Annotated in this window: 17 protein-coding genes; 6 read left to right on the top strand and 11 right to left on the bottom strand. The window is 44.4% G+C overall.

Annotation, left to right across the window (positions count from 1 at the left end; all coding sequences use genetic code 11):
* Nucleotides 1-136: 136 nt before the first annotated feature.
* The 5 genes from H0266_RS17995 to H0266_RS17975 form a co-directional block, all read right to left on the bottom strand.
* A complete protein-coding gene (locus tag H0266_RS17995) occupies nt 137-1,417 on the bottom strand; it encodes an MFS transporter (protein WP_181473837.1) in 1,281 nt (426 codons plus the stop codon).
* Nucleotides 1,398-2,123, bottom strand: coding sequence for an alpha/beta hydrolase (locus H0266_RS17990; RefSeq protein ID WP_181473836.1), 726 nt, complete (start codon nt 2,121-2,123; stop codon nt 1,398-1,400). Before H0266_RS17990 ends, H0266_RS17995 begins: the two co-directional genes overlap by 20 nt.
* A gap of 51 nt (nt 2,124-2,174) precedes the next feature.
* Nucleotides 2,175-2,588 (bottom strand): YppG family protein, encoded by a 414-nt coding sequence (locus H0266_RS17985; protein WP_181473835.1) that lies wholly within the window; start codon nt 2,586-2,588, stop codon nt 2,175-2,177.
* Between the two features lie 96 nt (nt 2,589-2,684).
* Nucleotides 2,685-2,963: a glutaredoxin family protein gene (locus H0266_RS17980; protein WP_181473834.1), complete on the bottom strand. Its 279-nt coding sequence runs from the start codon at nt 2,961-2,963 to the stop codon at nt 2,685-2,687.
* A gap of 127 nt (nt 2,964-3,090) precedes the next feature.
* Complete coding sequence (locus H0266_RS17975; protein WP_181473833.1) at nt 3,091-3,723, bottom strand: SDR family oxidoreductase; 633 nt, start codon at nt 3,721-3,723, stop codon at nt 3,091-3,093.
* A gap of 216 nt (nt 3,724-3,939) precedes the next feature.
* On the opposite strand from H0266_RS17975, the gene H0266_RS17970 reads away from it, so the two are divergent.
* A complete protein-coding gene (locus H0266_RS17970) occupies nt 3,940-5,028 on the top strand; it encodes an SDR family oxidoreductase (protein ID WP_181473832.1) in 1,089 nt (362 codons plus the stop codon).
* A 521-nt stretch (nt 5,029-5,549) separates the two neighbouring features.
* On the opposite strand, the gene abc-f is transcribed toward H0266_RS17970, so the two are convergent.
* From abc-f to H0266_RS17960, 3 genes are all read right to left on the bottom strand, one after another.
* Entirely contained in the window at nt 5,550-7,424 is a 1,875-nt protein-coding gene (abc-f, locus tag H0266_RS17965) for a ribosomal protection-like ABC-F family protein (protein ID WP_181473831.1), read from the bottom strand.
* A 107-nt stretch (nt 7,425-7,531) separates the two neighbouring features.
* On the bottom strand, nt 7,532-7,639 hold the full coding sequence (locus tag H0266_RS19755) for an RAxF-45 family protein (protein WP_425484325.1): 108 nt from the start codon (nt 7,637-7,639) through the stop codon (nt 7,532-7,534).
* 61 nt (nt 7,640-7,700) lie between these two features.
* Nucleotides 7,701-8,162, bottom strand: coding sequence for a MarR family winged helix-turn-helix transcriptional regulator (locus tag H0266_RS17960; RefSeq protein ID WP_181473830.1), 462 nt, complete (start codon nt 8,160-8,162; stop codon nt 7,701-7,703).
* 144 nt (nt 8,163-8,306) lie between these two features.
* On the opposite strand from H0266_RS17960, the gene H0266_RS17955 reads away from it, so the two are divergent.
* A complete protein-coding gene (locus H0266_RS17955; RefSeq protein WP_181473829.1) occupies nt 8,307-8,918 on the top strand; it encodes a methyltransferase domain-containing protein in 612 nt (203 codons plus the stop codon).
* Nucleotides 8,919-8,941: 23 nt separating this feature from the next.
* Here the strand turns inward: H0266_RS17955 and H0266_RS17950 are convergent, their stop codons facing one another.
* Genes H0266_RS17950 through H0266_RS17940 form a run of 3 tightly spaced genes read right to left on the bottom strand, consistent with a single transcriptional unit; the run spans nt 8,942 to nt 11,360 of the window.
* Complete coding sequence (locus tag H0266_RS17950) at nt 8,942-9,322, bottom strand: VOC family protein (protein ID WP_343063338.1); 381 nt, start codon at nt 9,320-9,322, stop codon at nt 8,942-8,944.
* A gap of 17 nt (nt 9,323-9,339) precedes the next feature.
* Nucleotides 9,340-10,263, bottom strand: a complete 924-nt coding sequence (locus H0266_RS17945) for a YegS/Rv2252/BmrU family lipid kinase (RefSeq protein WP_181473827.1) — start codon at nt 10,261-10,263, stop codon at nt 9,340-9,342.
* Nucleotides 10,264-10,277: 14 nt separating this feature from the next.
* The gene (locus H0266_RS17940; RefSeq protein ID WP_181473826.1) at nt 10,278-11,360 is read right to left on the bottom strand and encodes a hypothetical protein; all 1,083 of its coding nucleotides are present in this window, start codon (nt 11,358-11,360) and stop codon (nt 10,278-10,280) included.
* Nucleotides 11,361-11,546: 186 nt separating this feature from the next.
* Between H0266_RS17940 and H0266_RS17935 the strand changes: the two genes are divergently transcribed.
* The 4 genes from H0266_RS17935 (at nt 11,547) to H0266_RS17920 (ending at nt 15,664) form a co-directional block, all read left to right on the top strand.
* Nucleotides 11,547-12,002 (top strand): MarR family winged helix-turn-helix transcriptional regulator, encoded by a 456-nt coding sequence (locus tag H0266_RS17935; protein WP_181473825.1) that lies wholly within the window; start codon nt 11,547-11,549, stop codon nt 12,000-12,002.
* The gene (locus H0266_RS17930) at nt 11,999-13,378 is read left to right on the top strand and encodes an MATE family efflux transporter (RefSeq protein WP_181473824.1); all 1,380 of its coding nucleotides are present in this window, start codon (nt 11,999-12,001) and stop codon (nt 13,376-13,378) included. The genes H0266_RS17935 and H0266_RS17930 overlap by 4 nt, the downstream gene beginning before the upstream one ends.
* A gap of 367 nt (nt 13,379-13,745) precedes the next feature.
* Nucleotides 13,746-14,414, top strand: a complete 669-nt coding sequence (locus H0266_RS17925) for a hypothetical protein (protein WP_246364201.1) — start codon at nt 13,746-13,748, stop codon at nt 14,412-14,414.
* Nucleotides 14,415-14,437: 23 nt separating this feature from the next.
* The gene (locus H0266_RS17920; RefSeq protein ID WP_181473822.1) at nt 14,438-15,664 is read left to right on the top strand and encodes an efflux RND transporter periplasmic adaptor subunit; all 1,227 of its coding nucleotides are present in this window, start codon (nt 14,438-14,440) and stop codon (nt 15,662-15,664) included.
* Nucleotides 15,665-15,720: the final 56 nt, after the last annotated feature.

The following is a 15,720-nucleotide window of genomic DNA, read 5'->3' as shown; positions in this document are numbered from 1 at the left end:
ACAGAGAGTGTCAACGAACGAGGAGGCTCGGCGGCTCCACCGCAGGAAAGCGAATCGTTTTCCATCCCACGGCATTCTTATATGATCTAACAGAACCTTCTTCAACAGCCTGGAAACGTCTTCCCTCTGACGTTTTTTATGACCCATGATATTCTTCGTATTTCGGTTGTGGTGAAGATAAAGCCAAAATCGTTGCGGTAATCGGGAAAAGCATTGTCAGCAGAATCACTTCTTGATACCCCCCGAGCCAATCAAAGAAAATTCCGAACGGCAAAGGCCCAAGCGCAGATCCAATCACCATTACAGTCTGCGCCAATCCTTTGATACTGCCCAAATGCTCCCGTCCAAAGTAGTTCGGCCAAACGATGCTGAGCACAATTCGCTCAAATCCGTTTACAATCCCCCAAAAGACTCCGAATGCGATGGCTAGCCACCAAGAACTCGTAAAGAATAAAATGACGAGGGTCAGAATGTGGCCAAAGAAGGTAATCGCCAATATGTAATGAACAGAGAAACGATCGACTAAATAGCCAGATACGAAGGTGATCGGAAAACCGATGACAGCCATCAGTGTCAGCACTAGGGCAGCTACACCAGTCCCCAGCCCCTTCAAGTCCATGATCGAGACGATATGGAAGGTGATCGCTGTATTCACAAGCGCCGGCACGGTCACACAAAACAAGATGAACCAGAAAGCTCTTGTTGCCATCGCTTCCTTCAACGTCCAGCTGGTTTCATTGACGTCTGCAATGGTGGTCGGGTTTGTTTTCCCTTTAACGGGCTTCGGTGTCCCATCCGGAATTTCACCGATCGCTTCCGGTTTATTTCGTACAAATAGATAAGCGAGAGGGACAAATACAAGTAATAGTGCTCCTCCCCAAAGCCCCCAAGTCATCCTCCACCCGAACGATTCGATCAACCACGTGTTGAGTGGTGGCAAAAGGGCGGAACTGGCGAATCCTCCGATTGCCATGATACTTAGCGCCCGTCCTCGTTTTTTTACAAACCATTGAGGCACGAGTGTATTCGGAATTAAGGTCATAGACCCTTGCCCGAACAACCTGATCATGAAGAAACCGAAGAACATCATGACCGAACCTAACAAGAATGCATTCCATAACAAGGCGAAGGAAAGCAAGATCCCAACGGTAACCATCATTATCCGTTGACCGAAATGATCAATGAGCCGCCCCATCATGAATAAAGCTAACCCAGCACATAACGTTGCCCCGGAGTAAATGCCCGATACGAGCGAGCGTGAGTATCCAAAATCTTCAATATAGTAATCTATGAAAATCGAAACGGAATACGTTTGGCCAGGGCCTGAGAAAAACACACCAAGCCCGGCAATCATGACGACGACCCATCCGTAATAAAACGGTGTTTGAACCGGCGCCTTATCTGTCTGTTTGTTCATCTTCTCCCTCCCCGACTCCTACTAAAAAGCTGAGTACATGGTCAAATAGCTCGTCCCGGTCTTCCCCGTGACATACGAGATGCTTCGATTGCTTAAGGAACACGACTTCTTTTTCTTCTGCAGAGTCAAGCTCTTCGTTCAAAAACTCTGCTGCACTGCGAGGAACCATGCCGTCTAATTCCCCTTGAATAATAAGCACAGGACATGTCACCGAAGCTAAATAAGGCTTCGTGAATTGAACGCACTTCATAAATTCCAAGGTCGAAAACCAGTACGTATCCCTCATCTTCTTCTGGTACCGCTTAAATAAGTCATTGGAGTCGAGCATCCCTTTCCAAGCATCGACCGCCATCTCCACGATATCCTTATACATTTGCGGGAGACTGACATATTTTCCTGCTGCAGACAAAAGGACGAGACGAGTAATGTTATACTTAGCGGCTAAATAAGAAGCAATCATGCCGCCCATCGAGAATCCGATGATGACGATCGTATCATGTCTTTTCAGCAGATCCATCAGAGCGAGTTCTGCCGTCGCAATCCACTCTTGGTAATAGTGACCCTCTAGGTCCAAGTCCTCGCCGTGTCCAGGAAGGGTTGGGTTCACCATTTCCCAATCGGTACGTACCTTCAAATAATCCACCAGCGGCTGCACTTCTTCCGGACTTCCTGTGTACCCATGAATACATAAACATCCCACACTCATGATCGAACCTCCGACTCTATGTACTACCAAGCAACACGCGGCATGTGCGCGTTACTTGATTCCTTTCACAAACGCCCCGATTCCTTTTACAATCGGACTCACTTCTTTCACTGTCTTCATGACTTGACCTGTCGTTGACATCATTTTATCAAAATCCAATTGTCCTTGCTCATCCTGAAAATAGTTCATCATGGTTTTCGGAATCGCTCCCGCCTGGAACCCCTTTGCTTGTGGGTTCTGTTTCCCATAATCGATAGGCTCAGTATAACCCGGGTAAGCATAACTATACGGATAAGGCTGCTGTTGATAGCCGTAACCTTGTGGGGCATACCCATACATTTGCGGGTTTACTTGCGGATGGTAACCGTTATTCTGGTAACGATTCGGATAAGCACTTCTCCCTTGCACATAAGCCGCCTGATATCGTGTCCAGTCTTGCCACTGGTTATAGTAGTTCGGGTACATCGGTGGACCACCTTTTGACCATATTTACTGATAGCCTATGTAGCTTTTCTAAAAAAGTGTAAAAAAAAACAAGTGATAAAAATATCACTTGAACTCTCAAGAAAAGTTGATTTCACCTTGGTTCTCCTGAAATTCGTAAGATACACCAAGCTTTCTTCTCAATTTCCCTTCTTGGAATCCTAGAATTTTCTCACCATCTATAAAGGTTGCCGGTGTGCCATATACTTTGTTTCGTTGTAGTTCTTTAAAGTATTCGCGGTTATCAGAAATGTTACGTTCTTCGAAATCTATATTCCAATCAGAGAATTTCGAAATGAGTAAATCACATTTGTTACAATCCCGACTAGTGTACACGACAACGTTAGAATCACTCATAGCTGTCCCTCCCCTTTTTCACCATTCTCTCTTTATTTATTTTTATTATACCCACTACAAAAGTAGTAAAAACCCTTTTTTTATAATAGATTGGTCCTACTGAATTGTAAAGCGGCTTTCTCATTTTTTAATGAGAAAGCACGTCTTCTAACGACTGATCGCCACTGATCAGATCGAATCCTCTGTTCTCTGCATTGTCCCAGGACAGGAGTTGCACCAACACGTCAGCGACATCTTCTCTCGGAATTTCACCGAAATCATTGATATGGTCCTGCAGCTTCACTTTCCCCGTTCCTTTCTCATCTGTCAATCCTCCCGGGCGAAGAATGGTGTAATTCACGCCTGACGTTTTCAGATACTCATCAGCACGGTGTTTAGCGTAAAGGTAAAATTTAAAGTCGTCCGGTCCTATTTCAGGTCGATCGGCCCCCATCGTGCTTAACAGGATGAATCGCTGCACCCCAAAGTGTTTGGCTCGGTCGATGGCTTTAATCGCACCTTCTTGGTCAATCAAAATCGTCTTATCTGCTCCGGTATGCGGTCCAGATCCCGCAGCAAAAATAACAGCATCAATACCAAGATAGGCATTTTCAAAGTCCTTCTCCAGATCCCCCAGTACAGTTTTTACACCTAGGTCCTCAAATTGCGGAATTTGATCTGTTTTCCGAACCATGGCCACAGGTTCGTGTTCTGAGTCCTTCAATTTATGAATAATATGTTTCCCAACTTGTCCATTTGCTCCGATGACTAATACGTTCATATTCATCGCCTCCTTCAACTCTTATTTGTTTAGAATTTCCCCAGCAGCAGATTTTATAAACAGTTCCCAGCCGGTTTAGCAGGTATGCGAGCATCTCCTGGCGAATATTTATGTAAATAAAAGGGTTCCCAACTATTCGAAAGTGAATTGTTTCAATGACACCCCTGATCTTTAATAGGCAACGAACCAGCTCAGTTAAAGAGGAGATGAATGGATATGTCTTTTACGTATTTCTTCACAGGATTCCCCGGTTTTCTCACGACTCATTTAATTCAGGAGCTATTCAAGGAAAAACACACCATCGATCACGTCTATCTCCTTCATGAACCTTCCACAAAGAGACAGGCAGAGAGGCAATGTCTTTTATTATCACACACAACGGATGTGGAGCCCGAAAAAATCAGTCTTGTCGAAGGAGATATCACAAAGACGGACCTCGGAATAGATGAGCACATTTCAAGACAAGTCCAATCAGAAGTCACGCACTTCTTCCATCTTGCTGCTCTATATGATTTAGCGGTTCCCTTGTCACTCGCTTGGAAGGTGAATGTAGACGGGACAAGGAATGTGACAAACTGGCTGGAACGATGTGAAGGTCTGATGAGGTATATTTACTTCAGCACCGCTTACGTATCAGGAAGACGAGAAGGACGGATTCTGGAAACGGAGCTTGAACACTCGAGCGGATTCAAGAACCATTATGAGTACACGAAATATGAAGCAGAAAAAATAGTCGACCAGCATAAGGACCACCTTCCGACAACGATCATACGTCCCGGCATCGTTGTCGGACATTCGCAGTCTGGAGAGACAGCTAAATTCGATGGTCCCTACTTCATCTTGAACATGATGGACAGATTGCGTCATAGTCCTGTCCTCCCGTTTTTCGGTAAAGGGGCGGCCTATGTCAATCTTGTACCCTTGGATTTTTTGCTTAAGGCGACGATCACAGCTGCTCATTCAAATATAGCCGAAGGGAAAACCTATCACGTTACGGACCCCTCACCGCTTCGAGCAAAAGAAATATATGAGCGTTTCTCACATTATTATTTGCAGAAAAAACCGGCAGGCACGCTCCCTATCAGTATTGCCCACCAGGCCTTACGCGTACCATTCACAAGGCGGTGGTTAGGTATCCAGCGACAAGCGCTGGATTACTTCCTGTGCAACAGCCAATTCGACTCTTCTCAAGCACGCAATGACCTGCAATTGGATTGTCCTTCTTTCGATCAGTATTGTCCATCGATCGTCGATTATTATCATGACCACAAAGACGACCAAAGCAAGCATGTTTCTATGTTGTAACCACCCATTTCAGAGCCTCGCTAGAAAACTGATTTCGGTTCCTCCAAAATGAGAAGACCCGGTGGCGTGGAAACGACTCCCTTTCCGCAGGAGGCGGTGAGCTTCCTCGACCGCTTCGCGCTCTGCGGGATCTCACCCAAGCCTCAGTATCCTGCAGGAGTGTCGCCGTTGCCACGCCACCTTGCATTAGAAAGGCTGAACCTTTTGAGATTCACCTGCAAGAATGGGCGCCAACGATGACAGCTCAATGTTGGCTGGGTTCTGGGGAAAAAGAGGAGACTGCTGCCTTAAAATGTGGAAGCACCTTGCTCAGTGGCGTCTGGACTGAATCGAGCTGTAGGAGAGAAAGTGAAACTTCTCCCGTAGTTTAGTTGAACCAATCGGATCCTTACAGCCCGTTAGTCGTTTTTCTTAATCACAATAGAATGCGGCTACGGCCTGTTATTTGTGGGGAAAATACTCCATAAAAACTTCTGCAGGCAAACTAAAAGAAGGCAGCGGAAATCCGCTGCCTTCTTTTCTTAACTAAGCTCGAGCCATTGTTCGTATAAGGCTTCAAGCTGCTCATCCAGTTGTTCTTTCTCCTGCTGCAACGTAGCTAATTGATCCCAATCATTTTCATTGTCCATCTGCGCTTCTACCGCTTTCTTCTGGTCCTCAAGCGCCTCGATTTGTTCTTCAACAGAAGAATCTTTTGTATTAGAGGGTTTCGGTTCTCTTTTCTTGGATGACGGTTGTTTTTTGGGCTTGTTCGCTTCTGCTTCTGCTCTCCATTCTTCTTCAAGCGCCTTCCAGTGCTTACGTGTTTCATCATAGGTTCCAATGAAGCGGTGGAGCTTTCCATTCACCATGAAGGCTGTATCTGTGAAACATTGATTAAGGAAATAACGATCGTGCGAAACACCGATGACCGTCCCTTCAAATTGCTTCACGGCATCTTCAAGTACTTGTTGAGACTCGACATCTAAATGGTTCGTCGGTTCATCTAAGATCAACACATTGATCCCTTGATGCATGAAGACCGCCAGCTTCAACCGCATTTGCTCCCCACCACTCAGATGACGGATTTTTTGGAATACATCGTAGCCGTAGAACATGAACCCAGCAAGGATGTGACGCGCATTGCCTTCTGTTACACGGATGATACTCCTGAAGTAGTCGATCATGCGCATATCGCGGTCTGCATCTTGAAGAGGGTTTTGCGGAAGATATCCGACCTCCACGGAGGGGCCACGTTTAATAGAGCCTTGATCAGGGGTCTCTTGATCAAGAAGCAACCTCAGAAGTGTCGATTTTCCACTTCCATTCCCACCGACGATCGCGACTCGCTCCTTACTTCGCACATGCAAGTCGACACCACGCAGTATCGGGCGGCCATCATACGATTTATGGACATTCTCCGTAACTACGATATCTTTTCCGGTCCGCCCTTCTGACTCGAGAGATAGGTTCATCGTCTTCGGATCTATGACCGGACGATCGACCTTCTCCATTCGCTCTAAAGCGCGCTCCATGCTTTTTGCTTTTTTGAAAAGTTTCGGGTTGGGTGGGTTCGCCTCGTTCGCCCACTGCCGCAACCGGCGAATCGCTTCTTTCATTTTCTTGATTTTCTTCTGTTGTTCTTGATATTGATGAAATTCAGCAAGCAACTTCTCTTCTTTCTGTTTTTCAAACGACGAGTAGTTTCCTTTATACGTGTCGATTTCTCCAGATTCAAGGTCCATAATATCGGTGACAATGTTGTCTAAAAAGAATCGATCATGTGAAATCATACAAATGGCTCCGTCATAGCCTTGCAAATAAGTTTCCAGCCATTCGATTGCCGGTAAATCCAAATGGTTCGTCGGTTCATCTAAAAGCAGCACATCCGGATTTTCTAATAATAGTTTCCCTAAACCGAGCTTTGTTTTCTCGCCACCGCTCAATTTATCAAACGGTTGGTGCAACAAATGGGAAATACCCAACCCATTGGCGACTTGATCAATGGAAGACTCCATCTCATATCCGCCCGCCTGACCGAATTGTTCCGGCAGCTCGCCATAAGCTTTAAGCGCCCGCTCCATACGATCAGGGTCAACCATATCCTCTTCCAACTGCTTCATTTTCGTCATCATTTCAAGCAAGGACTGGAAGGCAGAGGTCAAATACTCTTTCCCCGTACCTTGCCATTCTTCGGGGATTTGTTTCAGATACCCGATGGTGATATCTTTCTTTATGAATAAGTCGCCACCATCAAGCGGTTCCTCTTTTGTCATGACACGGAATAACGTCGATTTTCCACTTCCATTACGACCCACGAGACCAACGCGTTGGCCTTCCTTCAATTCGAACTGAAGAGATTCAAATAACTCACGACCACCAACAATTTTATATAAATCTTTGATTGTAATTAACATGTTTGTGTTCCTCCTAAAGACTTTTGGGCACAAAAAAAGCCAGAGGTCCCGTTCCCTCTGACTTAAAAGCGTGCAACTAATCAGATATGAGACGTTACATTTTTCCACTATTCACCTGTAAAATTGGACAGACGTGTCCCGTTAACAGCTGAATCATGGATAATTGCACGGCAAAAATAATTCAGTTGAGTAAGATTTGCGTGCACCTGTAACATCACCATACCTCCTTTAGTCCTTAAGATTTGTCATTAGTATACAGCATTTTCTGAAAATAATCTAGTCCTGCTGGTCGGCATACTTCCCTAGTTTTTTCAATAACTCAATGGCTTGTTCCTTTTCTTCTTCTGACAGGCCATTCGTAATTTGTTTGATCTGTTCCCAATGGTCAGGGAAGATACCATGAAGAAGATCCTTGCCTTTTTCCGTAATGCTTGCATACGTGATCCGACGGTCTTTCGGACAAGGGACACGTTCCAAGTACTCTTTCTTCTCCAACTTATCGACCACATACGTGATGCTTCCGCTTGCTAGTAGAATTTTCTCACCGATCTTTTGGAGCGGTTGTGACCCTTGATGATAGAGTAATTCAAGCACACCGAATTCCGTTGGGTTCAATTCATATCGTTTAATGTCGTCTTTGACTAGATCCGCAATAGCCCGTTGTGCTTTGGTCAGCACAACAAAGAGCTTCAAAGAGGGGTCTTGTTTTTTCTCGTTGTATTGTTCGTGTTCACTCATAAATTTCGCCCTTTCATTAATTCTCACGTTATCGTTAGTATAAGTTCAATGAACAGAGCTGGTCAAATGTTCTCGCACAATTTTTGGATTCTACTACCATGTGTGGGATAATGAAACCATTATTTTTGAAAGCGGTGAACACATGTGGTTGAAGATACAGGAGAACGAGTGATTCCAGAATTCATGGATCCCATGAACCAATTATTGCTAGAACATGTCGCCCGTTATCAATTCGCCCTCTCCTATGTGGAAGGTAGAGTATTAGACTTATCTTGCGGAGCAGGTTACGGTACCCACATGGTTGCGAAACATAGGAAAGATCAGGTAGACGAAGTCATCGGCGCCGACCTCGACAAAGAAATCATCGATTATGCTAAAGGAGCGTATTATCACCCGAACTCTTCCTTTATAGTGGAAGATGCCACGAACCGTACGTTAAAAGATAAAATAGGTACATTCGACGTTGTGTTAAGCTTCGAAACCTATGAGCATATCGAAGACGAAGAAAAGCTGCTTGCCAATTACTATGACCTATTGAAGCCAGGCGGCTCCCTTATTGTCTCCACCCCATTCGGTAAAGGACGAGGAATCGAGTGCGGTTCACCATTTCACGTTCATCAAATCACCCCAGAGGAGTTCAAAGGGCTATTCCCTGACTATTCCAGCACTCAATTTTTCTATCAACACGGCGTGCTCATCGAGCCGCCACGTGAAAATGTATATTATCCTCTAGGCATAGCTGTCTGCAAAAAATAAAGCGCCGTTCTACGGCGCTTTTGTTATGACACAATGGTTCCACAAATCATAACGGTGTTCCCGTCAGGATCTTCAACGTTAAACCAACCGAAGTCCCCGTGCTGTTCGATTTCTCTTATCACCTTCACACCTTCAGACTGCATTCGCTCATAACTTCCCTTCAGGTCATCTGATAAAAAGTTGAATACCGGCGTTTCAACAGGACGGAACGTATGATCAGGGTCGAATGAATGATCATCTATCGTCAAATACACACCTTCGGACACGGGAAGGTTATAGACCGGAGACTCCACTTTTGAATGTTCAAAAGGCAAACCAAGCAGCCAGCTATACCATTCCGCAGAACGCTTCAAATCTTTCGTATGAACAAAAACGCCATGTACTCCTTTTTTTAACAATGTCACTCTATCCACTCCTTCATTCACCCTTGGTGGGATGGATCAAATCGCTTCGTCTTTCCATTTAAAAAAGTGAAATGGTTCGGTAAGACTTCGATATGTGCTGGGGTACTTCCTTTGATTTCCCCATCCATATCGACTTCTTGGAGTGAGTCGACTTCAATGGAAATCTTGCTCCCTTGGTGGTGATGCAATTCCTGGAAGCGACGATCATCAGCGCCTGGCTGGCTCATCGTCAACAACTCTTTGAATAACGTCAAGTTCGAGTTTTTGACCACCAATACATCAAATTTTCCGTCATTCGCATCAATAGCAGCAACAGGTAATGGACGTGTTCCGATAAAGCGCCCGTTCATCACCAAAATCATCACTGCCTCTCCTTCAATCGTTTCATCATCTACTTTGATCGTAAATTCAAACGGACTCGCTTGGTTCATCGTTTTCAAGGCACTGATAAAATAACTGAGGACCCCGAATCGTTCCTTCTGGTTTTCATCAATATTGAAAGACGTTTGCGTCACTAATCCGATGCCCCAAAAATTCAGGAAATACTCTCGCTCCGTTTGTCCAGCATCCACCATTTGCTCTTCCCCTTGAACTAAAGCATGAGCCGCCTGATTTAAGTTCTGTGGTATTTCAAGCATACGGCTGAAGTCATTACAAGTACCTCCAGGCAGTATTCCAATCACTGGACGCTGGTCAAGCTCCGCCAGACTATTGATACATTCATGAACCGTGCCATCTCCCCCCAAAATCACGAGAAGATCGACTTTCGGTCCGTACTCTTTACAAACACGATTCAACTCATCAATCGATTCGGTTTGAATGACATTCAACTCTTTCACTGATTGAGAGATAACCGGAAGTGTTTGGTTTAGTTGGGGTTCTATTTCTTCTTTTCCAGCATTGCCATTGAAAAGAAACAACCCTTTATCATAGCGCGGCATCATTCATCCCTCCTTTAAACGATTCGAGATTCTACTCCTTGAGCCTGCAGTGTGTCCAAAAACGATTCTGGATCATCAACCTTGATATAAATCGTTTTGACAGATCGCTTCAACCCAAAGATCAGATAGGCTGTTTGCGCGGTCTTCAAGGTCAATTTATAGTCAGGGGTTGATGGTTCAAACCCTGCTAACCCCAATGATAGAGACTGTTTATCTCTTACACCTTCCACTCCCTTTTCAACGGATAAAATAGATTCTAGAGGAAGGGTGAGATGGAATCGCAGTCCTTTTTGAATATGTAGCGATTTACGATCGACAATAATCGGTGATTTGCGAATGGCCTGGTAGTCACCAATCAGAAACAACAAAGCATACACGTCTAGAATGGTCGCGACCCAAGCAACAGTATGACTGTACTGAGCAAGTGCGGCGTGCACCGCGATGATTTCAATGACCATGGCGTGTACAAGCATCAAGAACACGCCGACATACTCCGTTTTCTTATGATACGAAAAAGCATTTTCCCCTGTCTGCGCCCGATCCAAATGAGGAAAACAAACATAGCGGATCGCCGCTGCATCCGTCGCAATGACCGATATCACCTTTTGAAAAGGAAAAGCCCAAGCCTGCCTAAGCAGCGTTTCACGATTTGCTTGATGCATACGGGCAAGTACGTGATGATGCGTATCCTTAGCTTGACGAAATGCTTTTTTCCAAAGCGGAAAACTCCTTAGGAACATGACAAACGCTACGACCTCTATAAGGACAATAATGGCTTCACCAATCAGTATTGTGGTAGTTAAAAAAGACACGTATTCTTTTGCATAGGTCGGTAGGATAAGATGGATGAACAGGAGCCCAAGCAGGAAAAAAGGGGCGAGAAGAGACAAAGTAGGTTTTCTTCTCAACACAAACATAAAGAAGATGAGCGGAATGACAACAAAGATATCCACCAACGTCCCGATAACTACCGGTAAAGGTATTTCGCCTAGCCACTCAGTTTGATAAAGAAGGATATTCGTAACAAGGGTCGCCACAATAAATGCTGATCCTATGTAGAACCTTTTCTTACACGGATTCCCTATTTGCACCTTCATCGCCCCACGTCTTTTGTTTTTCCTTTATTTTACTACAAAAGGGAAAGAAGAACTACACACAGGGACCAGACCGTTTCTCTTTAAGATTCCCCTCCTCCCATGTCTCATAAACGTAAGCGGCAATCAAATTCATTTACTTCTTCCTATATATCCACTATACTTACATTTGTTTAGGGGGCTAAGTAAATGAAAGAGAAAGAGTTTCATAATGCATTAGGGTACAACATTCATGTGTTATCCCACTTTCTTCAAAATATATATAATGAAAAATTAGGCGAACATGGATTGACCCATTCCCAGTCGCGTGTCATCTATTTTCTAGCTACTTGCGGCAGCCAATCACAAACAGAGTTGCAACAACGTCTTTATATCCGCCCGTCTTCGATGAACGGAATCATCGACTCTCTTTTGAAACATGGGAGAATTACAAAAGAGTCGAGCGTCCGAGATAAACGGACGAAAATGATTGCGTTAACCCCATCGGGACAGAACTTGCATGCGTCGATCATTCAAATCGTACGTGACATCGAGAATCAACTCACTACAGGAATGTCTGACGATGAAAAATCGACAGCCGTTTCATTGTTGAAAAAAATGCAGGACAATATTCGCCCTGAAGAGTTAAGGAGGGACCGCGAATGAAACAGCAAAGCCAACGGTTAGGTACACAACCTATCCCCAGACTTCTAGCTAACTTATCGATTCCTGCCATGATCGGGATGTTCGTTATGGCGTTATATAACGTCATCGACACCCTCTTTATTGCAAGAGGTGTCGGTATTCTAGGTGTTTCTGGAGTAAGTATCGGATTCCCGGTAATGATGATCATGATGGCCATCTCTGCTGCTGTCGGAATCGGTGGTGCTTCAGTCATTTCCCGTCGACTGGGCGAAAACAAAGCCGACGAAGCAGATCAAGTATTCGGAAATATCATCTTCTCCATACTGATCGTCAGTTTGTTCGGGGTGATTGGGGCTTTCACGTTTCTGGAACCTTTGTTGAGAACGTTCGGCGCGACCGACAACATCATGCCTTATGCGAAAGATTATTTGTTTCCGATCATGCTCGGATCCATCTTCTTTTCCTTCGCCTTTACAACGAATAGCATCATCCGTTCAGAAGGAAATTCGCGCTTTGCCATGATTACGATGATCATCCCCGCTGTCCTGAACATCATACTCGATCCGATTTTCATCTTCGGGCTCGACATGGGTGTGCAAGGGGCATCGGTAGCGACCGTTATTTCGCAGGCAACGGTATCGGTGGTCGTACTCTTCTATTTCTTAAATGGTAAATCGTCATTGAATTTGCAACTTGCTGCACTAAGACCACAATGGTTAGTCATCAAAGAGGTGCTGACGATCGGTATGCCAGCGTTCATCCGTCAAGTCTCAGGAAGCGCTATGATGATCGCGATCAACTTGATGTTAATCAAATTCGGAGGCGAATTCGAAGTCGGTGTATTCGGGATTGTTCAAAAGCTCGCCATGTTTACGATTATGCCGATGATTGGTGTTCTTCAGGGAATGCAACCGATTATCGGGTACAATTATGGCGCTAAAAACTACCTTCGCTTAAAAGAAACCGTAAGTTTAGGGTTGAAAGTCGTCACCTTCATTTCATTTGGAATATTCCTCTTGATGATGACTTTCCCAGAAGGGTTGATGATGATATTCTCTGGCGATACCGCCACCATCGAGACAGGCGCACAAGCCATCCGCATCATGTTCGCTCTCGCGATGTTGATTGGAGCGCAAGTCGTCAGTGGCGGCTTGTACCAAGCCTTGGGTATGGCGAGACCCGCTCTCATTTTATCTATGGCAAGGCAAGTTCTTTTCCTTATCCCATTAGTGCTTATTCTGCCTTATTTCTTCGGTGTCATAGGGGTATGGCTCGCCTTTCCGATTTCCGATTTACTTGCGTTTGTGCTATCCATGGTGTTCTTATGGAAGGATAAAGATCTATTCTTCAAATCAAAATCAGATACTAAGAAATACGAACCCGCTACAACCTCTTAACTTGCAGCACGACGTCCTTATGGCGTCGTGCTATTTTCATACTCGTCATTATAAGTCATGGTCATTGTTGAAGGTCACGTTAAAAATTCCAGCATCTTCTAAGAAAAAACGAAACATAACGCAGTCTCCATTCGTCATATAAATACAACTTTTTTCAAAAAATAAGTGATTTTTCAAGTCGTCCAGGGAATATGCAGGGAGGATGGGTAGCTTGCTGTATTAATCATACATATTTCCCTTCTTATTTCTTCCGATGAATCGAATCTCATATAGCACGAGGTGACAAATTCAGTTAAAATAGGGAGGGTATAGACAAAAATCGAAAAAGCATACGTTCATATGTAAATTGACAAAGGATGAAAGCATGATGTATTCAGTAAATTTAATTAAATTGTTTATTCGGCGCGACGATCATCTCTTCCGTTTGAATCGCGCAGAAAAGATAAAAAATGTATGGAACCTCCTTTTCGTCCTACTTGGGTTAACGCTTGCTACATACATATGGATGGCTTGGTTAGGCTTAGGTACAGACGCGATTTCGGCCAATATGTCCGACTTCAACCGCGTTGAGTATGAATTTCGGAAAGCATGGTTCCTCATTGGGAGAATCGGTTATGCGTTAGTGTTCTTCCTGTTCACTTTATTCGTCTCTTCCTTCTTTTTCTGGTTATTTAACGATGTCTCTTATAAGAAGTTGATCATCTTACAAATGAATGTCCTCCTGATTTTGCTATTGGAACGCATCACTTGGATTCCGCTCATGGTGTATGCAGGAATTGATTGGTACGTATCACCTTTCACATTAGGGGTGATTACCTCCTATTTCACGGACATTCCGTGGTTGATTTATTTCTTCGGGGCGATTTCGCTCTTTCAATTAGTGATCATGTGGTACCAAATCAAGTGGTTAACAAGCATGTCGAAAACGAAAAAGGTGTGGATCTGGATCGGTGTGATCTTTTGGCACCTATTGTTGTGGGCAGGAACCGCTGCCTTATCCTACTACGACCTGTTTCTACTTTATTTAATCAGGTAAGAAAGCAGAAGGTGTAATTATTCATGAAGACAAAAAATTATAAAGGCAGAGTCATCGGGTTGTTAGTGATTGCATTTATTGCGACCAACGCCTTCCTCATTTTCTTTGATGAAGAAGACCGCGTTGAACGCAAGTCCTATGTAGAGAAATGGTCTAAATCCACGACTTATAATTTATTCGAACGTTTGAATGTGAACGGTGTCTTTGCCTCAGAAGAAGCGAATTCCGTCTATTTTAACGATGACATCGGATCTTTCCAAGAGTTCCTAGTCGAAGAAGGTCAATCTGTCAGTGATGGAGACGACTTGTACACGTATGAGGTCGTCGATTACGAAAAGCAGGAAGCTCAACTCGAAAGTGAAATCGATCGTTTGGAAGAAGAAGAAGACGCCATCGATGATTACATAGACGAACTTGAGGATTATGATGTTCCGGAACCTGAAAGTGATGATGACGAAGATGATTCCAGCGATCCTCCATCTTATGTACAAACGGAGTATCTTGTTGAAGAACGCATTGCTGAGCAAGAAGCAGAGCTTGCTAAAGTAGAAGCTATGCTTGAGATGGTAGAAGATCAACTCGACCAACTTGAGGATGATGGTCAGGAAATCACCGTTACGAGCGCTTACGACGGAACAGTCACCCATATATCTGAGAGTTTGGAAGCTCCTATCCTTACGTTGAAATCAACCAATTTGATTGTCAAAGGTGAATTCAGCGAAGAGGAACGAAGACTTGTTGAAGAAGACATGGCAGCCCAAGTATTCATTGAGGACTTAGAAGTTCAAACTCCTGGAACATTGACCTCCGTTCATGAGTTTCCAGAAGAAGTCGAAGTGCAACGCGCGAGCCGCTACCCTTACGAAATCGAACTCGAGAATGCTGATGAGACGCTCCTTCCCGGCTACCACGCAGATGTAGACATTATTACAGACTCTGCGCTGGAAGCTGTTACCGTTTTAGATAGCGTTCTTGTAACTGAGGAAAATCTCTACGCATGGGTGATGACAGAAGAAGGCGTGCTTGAGCGAAGAACGATTGAAACCGGAATTGAAGAAAACGGATTGGTTCAAATTATCGAAGGACTAGAAGACGGTGAATGGCTTGCCGATCAACCGGAAGATGAATTCCGCCGACAAGCCACGTTCATTACCCCGATCAATATCCGGGATTTGTCTGTTCAAAAGCTGTTTGACTCGGAAATGGGCAATCAGCCGACTTATGGTCTGCTCGGACTTTTATCAAGGTAAACTCATCAAAACGTGAGGACATCGTTCCTCACGTTTTTTCTAATCAAATAGAGTCA

This window comes from Halobacillus locisalis (assembly GCF_013694105.1).
Taxonomy (GTDB): Bacteria; Bacillota; Bacilli; order Bacillales; family Halobacillaceae; genus Halobacillus; species Halobacillus locisalis.
The sequence above is the reverse complement of the archived record's forward strand: the minus strand, read 5'-3'. Positions and strand labels throughout refer to the sequence as shown.